4 protein-coding genes are annotated in these 7344 nt (G+C 69.0%); 2 read left to right on the top strand and 2 right to left on the bottom strand.

Annotated features, from left to right (window positions below):
- Positions 1-156: 156 nt before the first annotated feature.
- Positions 157-4746 (bottom strand): FtsK/SpoIIIE domain-containing protein, encoded by a 4590-nt coding sequence (locus ACWDR4_RS46035; protein WP_450417658.1) that lies wholly within the window; start codon positions 4744-4746, stop codon positions 157-159.
- 268 nt (positions 4747-5014) lie between these two features.
- On the opposite strand from ACWDR4_RS46035, the gene ACWDR4_RS46030 reads away from it, so the two are divergent.
- Entirely contained in the window at positions 5015-5314 is a 300-nt protein-coding gene (locus ACWDR4_RS46030; protein WP_450417657.1) for a WXG100 family type VII secretion target, read from the top strand.
- 101 nt (positions 5315-5415) lie between these two features.
- Here the strand turns inward: ACWDR4_RS46030 and ACWDR4_RS46025 are convergent, their stop codons facing one another.
- The gene (locus ACWDR4_RS46025; RefSeq protein WP_450417655.1) at positions 5416-6090 is read right to left on the bottom strand and encodes a hypothetical protein; all 675 of its coding nucleotides are present in this window, start codon (positions 6088-6090) and stop codon (positions 5416-5418) included.
- Positions 6091-6497: 407 nt separating this feature from the next.
- Here ACWDR4_RS46025 and ACWDR4_RS46020 point away from each other — a divergent pair, with 407 nt between their 5' ends.
- Positions 6498-7175 carry a hypothetical protein gene (locus tag ACWDR4_RS46020; RefSeq protein ID WP_450417654.1) on the top strand — a complete coding sequence of 226 codons (678 nt, stop codon included), beginning with the start codon at positions 6498-6500 and terminating at the stop codon, positions 7173-7175.
- Positions 7176-7344 lie beyond the last annotated feature (169 nt).

Raw genomic sequence — 7344 nt, 5'->3', positions numbered from 1 at the left:
CCCGCCGCACTTCAGCACCGGCCCGCACCCTCCAGCCCGTCCGGCGATTGAGGACGAGCGCGTTCAGCGCGAAAGGGGGGTCTGGGGGCGCAGCCCCCAGGGATGGGACGGGTAGGGGCGGCGGGGGCGAAAACCCTCACCGCCCCGCACCCCCACTCACCCGGGGATGACGACCGTACGCAACTCCCCGTCCCCCAGATGCAACATCCCCTTGCCCGGCGCGATCTGCCCACCCACCATGCTCCGGTTGATGCGCACCCCGATCAGATCCCCGCTCGAAGACTCCTGCGGGGAGAGCAGAATCCCCCGCCGGCCCTTCTTCGCATCGACCTGCCAGCCACTGAACCCGCTGCAGACGTCCTCCTCGTCACCCGCGATGACCAGCCCGAGCCCCCGCTCCGCACCCCGCGACACGATCTTCTTCATCTGGCTCGCGGCGTCGCAGTCCTCCAGGATCTCGCCGTCGTCGATCAGGACGACGATCGGCTCCTCCAGTGACGCCTGGTCGATGATCTCCTCGAAGTCGTCCTCGTCGATGTCGTCGCCCGTGTACATCTTCAACACCCCGGCCGTACCGTCCAGTTGACGGAGCGGCGACTGACGCGGCGCCGCGATGACCAGACGTACACCCTGGGACAGATACGACTGCGCGAAGTTCATCAGCACCGTCGAGCGCCCGGACTTGGCCGGTCCCGCGATGACGAACGTCGGTACGCCCGCCGCGAGATCGGGGCCGAAGCCCGTGATGTCGTCGCCGCCGATGCCCACGAGGCCCCACAGGCGGGAGCCGGAGGTCTCCGGGTCGCGCATGCCCCACGCGTCCGCGAACGAGATCCGCGAGGGCAGGCTGTCTACGCGGAACGGGCGCCGGGAGCGCGGGACTTGGGCGTCCCGGGTCGCCGCGGCTTCGCCGATCGCCGTGATCGCCGCCGCCTGGCCCTGCCCGGTCGTGTCCTCCGACAGCAGTGCGAACTGGGTCTCGATACCGGACTCGTTCTTGTAGCCACGGCCCGGCGGAATCTCCTCCGGGACCTTGCGGTGCGGGATACCGAGCGTCGAGAAGTCGCTGCGGTCGGCGAGCCGCAGCCCGTACTTGTCCTCGGTGAGAGTCGCGATCCGGCCGACGAGCAGGGTGCGGTCACCGGTCAGGACCAGGTGGATACCGATGCTCGCGCCCTCGCGCATCATCGTCGTCAACTCGTCGGTCAGCGAGCCGTGGTCGACCTCGCCGAGGGTGGGCACCCAGCCCTCCCAGCGGTCCAGCAGTACGACGATGTGCGGCAGGCGTTCCTCCGCCGCCGACGCGGCCCGCTGCTCACCGATGTCAGCGAACCCCTTCTCCGCCAACAGGTCCTGGCGGCGCGCCATTTCACCCTTGAGCCGGTTGACCAGCCGGACCACGCGCTCGGTCTGGTTACGGCTGACGACAGCACCGCAGTGCGGCAGCCGCGTCAGCGCGTTGAGCGCGCCGTTGCCGCAGTCGATGCCGTACAGGTGGACGTCGGCGGTGGAGTGGGTGCGGGCCAGGGAGGCAGCGATCGTACGGAGAATCTGTGAGCGACCGCTGCGCGGGGCGCCGCCGATCATCAGGTGGCCGAAGGTGGCGAAGTCGACGACGACCGGGCGGCGCGCCTGGGCGGCCGGCAGGTCCTCGATGCCGTACGGGACGGGCGCGAGCTTGCCCGTGCCGTGGTCGGCGAAGGCCGGGACCTCGATCTCGTCGAGCAGCAGCGTCTCGGAGAGCGCGGGCAGCCAGGGGCTGTGCTGGGGCGGGATACCGAGCGACCGGTTGGCGTCGCGCACGGCGTCGACGAGCACCTTGAGGTCGGTGATCTCCTCGTCCTCCCGCGCCTCGACCTTGGGCTTCTTCAGCGCGGCCCGCCCCAGGTCCTCCCAGGCCAGCGGCCCCGACCAGGGCATGAGCACCGCCGGGTCCGCCGCTCCGGGGCGGCGTCCGCCGACGCGTCCGGACTGGAACGGGACGAGGGAGGCGTGGCCGAGTCGGACGTACGCGCGACCGGGGGTGTTCTTGGAGATGTGCCCGGCCTCCGGCGAGTCGATGACGTCGCTCGACTCACCGCCGTCCGTGACGCGCAGCGCGATACGGAGGTTGGTGTTGGCGCGGATCTCGGGGGACACGACACCGGAGGGCCGCTGCGTGGCGAGGAGCAGGTGAATACCGAGGGATCGACCACGCTGAGCGATGTTCACCAGCCCCGTGACGAAGTCGGGGAGGTCACGCACCATCGACGCGAACTCGTCGATGACGATGAGGAGTCGGGGGACAGGAGGGTGGGAGGGATCCCTGCGCACCAGATCCTGGTAGTCCTCGATGTCCTTGGCGTCGGCGTTGGCGAGGATGTGCTCGCGGCGGTGGAGTTCCGCGCCCAGCGATTCGAGGGCGCGCTCGACGAGGTGGGCGTCGAGGTCGGTCACCATGCCGACGGTGTGCGGGAGATGCACACAGTCCTTGAAGGCGGCGCCGCCCTTGTAGTCCACGAGCACGAACGTCATGTTCTCGGGGGTGTTGGCGACGGCCAGCGCGGCCACGATCGTCTGCAGCAGCTCCGACTTACCCGAACCGGTCGTACCGGCGATGAGCCCGTGCGGCCCGTCCTTGCGGATGTCGATGCCGAACGCGCCGTCGTACGACTCACCGATGACCGCCATCGTCGACTGCCCGCCCATCCGCCAGCGCGCGGAGATCGCGTCGGGCGTCGGCGGCTCCAGCTGGAGCACGTCGAGCAGCCGGCTGGAGCCGGGCAGTGCCGAGTCCTCGGTCTCGCCGCTGATGTCGCGGAGCGCGGACAGGGACCGGGCCAGGCGCAGACACCAGGCGGCGGAGACGAAGTCGGGCCGTACGTCGGCCAGTCGCTCCGCGCTCTCCTCCTCGACGCGCAGCCGCAGCTTGTCGGCCTGGGCGCGCTGATCGGGTTCGGCGCCGGTGTTGTGCCAGGCCTGGAAGGACGGGAACCCGCCCGCGACCTGCGGCTGGGAGTGAGTGGTGTGGGCGTACGCCTGGTCGGCGTGCTCCTCGGCCTTGGGTTCCGCCACGACGAAGGCCTGGCACTCACCGGGCAGGAACCGTTCCTCGGCGTCGAGGCAGAGGGCGTACATCGCCACGTCCGGCCCCTCGCGCAGCAGCTTGACGACGCCGGGCAGCGACCGCAGCCGCCGGGACCCGTCCCACACGACGACAATGTCCGGGTCGCTGAACGACGCCCGCTGCCCCTTGTTCTGCTCGGCGGCCTTCTTGCGCGCGTCGAGGATCTGCGTCAGCTCACCGATGCGCGCGCCGACGGTCTCCGCGTCCGTCCCGATCAGGACGTTGACGTCCTGCCCGCCGGACGGCCTGGTGTGCGGCAGCCAGCGCACCCAGTCCCAGCTCTCCTGCGCGGTGCTCTCGCTCAGCACATAGAACTGGACGTCCATGGGGCTTTGGAGGGCTGCGGTCTGGGCGATGGCCCACCGCCCGAGCGCGCGAGCCGAATCCCCGGGCCCGGCCATACCAATGACCCCGAGGGAGCGAAGGGACAGCGCGACGGGCGCGTCCTCGATCTTCCAGGTGACCTGGCGGCGGTGCTCGTCCTGCTCGGGGTCGTCGAGCACGACCTCGGACGGGAGTTGGCCCGTTCCGACCCGCAGCAGCAGATGGTCGCGATCGGTACGCCGCCGCTCCCACAGCCGGGTACGGGGCCCGGTGCCGAGGGAGAGGACGGTGGCGGGGTCGGGAATGGCATGCCGCCGATCCTGCCGCTCTGCGACCAGAGCGTCCTGGGCGTCCTTCTCGATCCGCTCCTTCTGCTCCTTGTACTCCTTGACCTGCTTGGCATGGGACTTGCGCCCGTGCTTCTTGTCCATGAAGTAGTTGGCGAAGAGCAGGATCGGGCTGAGCCCCGCCATGATCAGGTAGTACCAGCGCCCGAAGATGGTGACGGCCACGATCGCGCCCACGAGCGGTGTGAGCGCCATCAGCCAGGGCAGCGGCCGGGCCTCGAAGTCGCGCGGCGGCGACGGCAGCCGGAACTTGGTCTGCCGGTCGGGGGAGCGAAGGCGGGGCGGCCGGTTGTAGTCGAGACCGACGCCGTCCTCGGACCACTTGAGGGCGGCGTTGGGCGGGGTGTAGCGGGCCAGCTCGACGAGGGAGTTCCCGATGGCGATCTGGCCGCCGAGGGGCCAGGAGTCGCCTTCGATGTCGGCGATGTCCTTACCGTCGAGGGTGACGCCGGTGTGGTCCCCGTCCTTCTTCCCCTTCTCCCCGTGGACGGCGACCTGGCAGGTGCCATCGGTTGCAACTGACAACGTGAGGGCGCGGGCGTCGACCTCGGGATCGTCGATCCTGATGTACGCGGCGGGCCCGCTGCCGATGTCGTACCGCCCGACCCCGAGCCGGTGCACGAACCCGGCGACGGGCCCGCCGACGACCCGCAGCTCGACGAGCCCGGTCGGCTCCCCGGGCAGACACCCGGCGGGATCCTGAAGGCTGACGACGGCACCTTCGCGCAGCGGCGACCCGACGACATTGGAGCTCGGATCGACGGCGTACCCATCGACATACACAAGGGGGGAGTTGTTGGCGGGCACCTGTCCGTGATGCCCGAGCGGAATGATCTGGGCACCGCTGTGGCCGACCTGTTTGGCCAGTTCCTGTGCGATGTCCCCGACGGTGGACTCGGGATCCGCGTCGAGCACGACGTCGGCGGTACCCCCGCCGAACGGATCGACGACGGTCAGAGTCAGGCGCACGGTTGTCCTCCCCAACGGCCCCCGTGGCCGCTTCCGCAACGCCGGCCACCGTAGGGAGTGACGATATCCGCTCCATATGACAGAAGGGCAACGGGTGGGATCGGAGCCCTTCCCTATGGTGAATCGGTGACGGAACGGTGGTGAACAATCTTGTTCCAGAACCGGGATGTCACCACTCGCGCCTCACCCGTAAGCTGCTGCCTCAGCCAGTTGGAACAGGGAAGCCACGGGGGTTGGCCCTGCGGCACTTTCACGAGGGAGCGGCTACATGGCCAAGGACCTTGATGTCACATATCAGGACATGCGGGATGCTGCCAAGCATGTCGTGAAGGAGAAGGAGCGCCTCCAGGAGAAGCTGGACGGCCTGCGCAAGTACATCGCGAACCTGGTCGAGTCCGGCTACGTCACGAAGAGCTCCTCGAAGGCCTTCGACGAGAACTTCGACGAGTTCACGCGCGGCGCGAAGGACACGCTGGACGGTCTCGACGGCATGGGCGACTACCTGACCATGGCGGCGGACAAGTTCGAGCAGATCGACGAGGAACTGGCTAAGTCGCAGAAGAAGTAGCCGGGGCGCTCTTCAGGGGCACGGCCCGCGAGGCACCGGCCTGGTGCGGCAGCGTTGCTGTACGCACCGGGCCGGCGCCCGGTCGTGGTCCCGCCCCCCTGTTAGCGGAGGGGCTGCCGGAGCACGTACATGTGGAGTTCGCTGCGCAGCTCTTCCGTGTCGACGCGCAGCCAGGACCCGTCCCGGAAACGGATCAGCAGCAGCCTCGTCTCGAACTCCCCGGAGAACGGGTCGACGAGGCTCGCTTCGCCGGCGGGCAGACGCGCGACGACCTGCATGTGCTTCTCCCGCCCCGCGCTGACCCGCCGCGGCGGAGCCGCGAGAACGATCCCCTCCTGGGTCGCGAGCAGCAGTCGCTGGTGGTGGGTGGAGTGGCTGTACCAACGCAGCAGGAACTGCCCGGCGTTGGCACCCCAGTTCCCGTCGAAGACCTTGTCGAGGCCTTGTTGGACGATGAGGGCGTCCCGACGCTTGTCCTCCTCCTTCTTGGCCCGCCACCGCTCCTTCTCCGCCTTCGAGCCGAGGGAGCGCTTGACGGCTTCTTCCGCATCGGACAGAAGGCTCAACAGCATGAGGAGAGGCATGAACGGCGCACCGAGCACCGCGCCGACGATGCCCGACGGGGGCAGCCGGGCGGGGCGGAGACGGGGGTTGCCCGCGGCCTGGAGCACGTCCGCCGGGGGCTGCGGGATCTTCTCGATCCAGCACCATTCGCCGGCTTCGGCGTGGATGCCGAGGCGGTCCGTTATCAGGCGCTGCTTGCGTCTGGATGTCATGTCACGAGTCTCCGATCTCCGGGCGATGGCTGAGCAGTTGAAGAGCAGCAGGAGGGAACCACAAGCGCCGGTATTGCTGAAACCGCGGGTGATCTCATGCCACTTGCTGACTATCAACTGCTTCTGCCAGAAGACTGGTTCCGGGGTCAAAACGAGCCGGAGCGACGAGAACGGTCCGTGGAAGCCCTCTTGGAGGGGCAGTTCAAAGGGATCGACAACCGCGCCCCAGATCAAGGCGCAAGCCAGACAGGAAATGCTGGGGCAGGCGGCCAAGGCCTTCGAGGCAGGCGGTATCGAGCCCTATCTCAGCTTCCAGCGGCCGGCATGGTGAAGATGAAGACACTGTCGGTGGCGTGGCAGGCTGGCTCGATGGCCGGCGTAGGTCCGGTCCGAGTGCGGGGGAGAGCATGGCAGCGAACGCGTCCCGGGCCGACGTACAGCCAGGGTCTGTGGATGGGGGTTCCTGGTGGCGGATCGCGATGATCCGCTGGTCGCTCTTCGGCCTTGCGTGCGCCGGCGGCTCCGCAGGACTGGCCTGGCTTGTCCCCGTGGTGCCTCTGCCGAATCCCTTCGGCGGCGTGGCTCTGTTGCTTGCCTGCGTTCTGCTGCCGTTGGCGACGGTCCTGGTCCCCGTGCTGTGGCTGCGCCGGGTTCCGCGCAAGCGGCGAAAGGTCGCGTGGCAGTTCATCGTGCCCGTTGTCGCCGGGGTGGCACTGGGCGTGCTCGGCAAACAGGCGGGCGATCAGGTCGCTCTGGCGGACCGCGGCCGGTGGACTGAGGCCGTGGTCGTGCACAAGGAAGAGCGCAAGACCGACGAGTGCACGATGCGGGCGTCCGGCGGGCGTGAGATCTCGCCCTCGCTGTCGGAGGGAGATGGCTGCAGGGACTGGGTGTCGGAGGGGGATACCCTGCGCGTCCGGTACGACCCCGAAGGCGTCGCCCGACCGGTTGAGGACGTGGACACGGGCTCGTACGGGGTGCTGCTCGCGTATCTCATCGTGGCGGCCGTGGTGATGGGTACGTGGGGTGGAGTACGGCAGAGCCGATGGGATCGGGAGTACGACGCCACGGGTGAGCGGGAGTGATGCGCTTCGCGCGGGCGATGGCGGTGCGTGCGAGACGTCGGGCGGAGCGGCGGGTACTCAGGGCCGACACTTCACGCACGGCCGTCTGACCGTGCCCCACCGGAGTGCGTTCTCTCCGCCGCTTTCCAGCCCAGCGGAGACCAGACTGGATGGCCTCCGCTTTTGTGGC

The sequence above is a fragment of the Streptomyces sp. NPDC000878 genome, assembly GCF_053599695.1.
The sequence above is the reverse complement of the archived record's forward strand: the minus strand, read 5'-3'. Positions and strand labels throughout refer to the sequence as shown.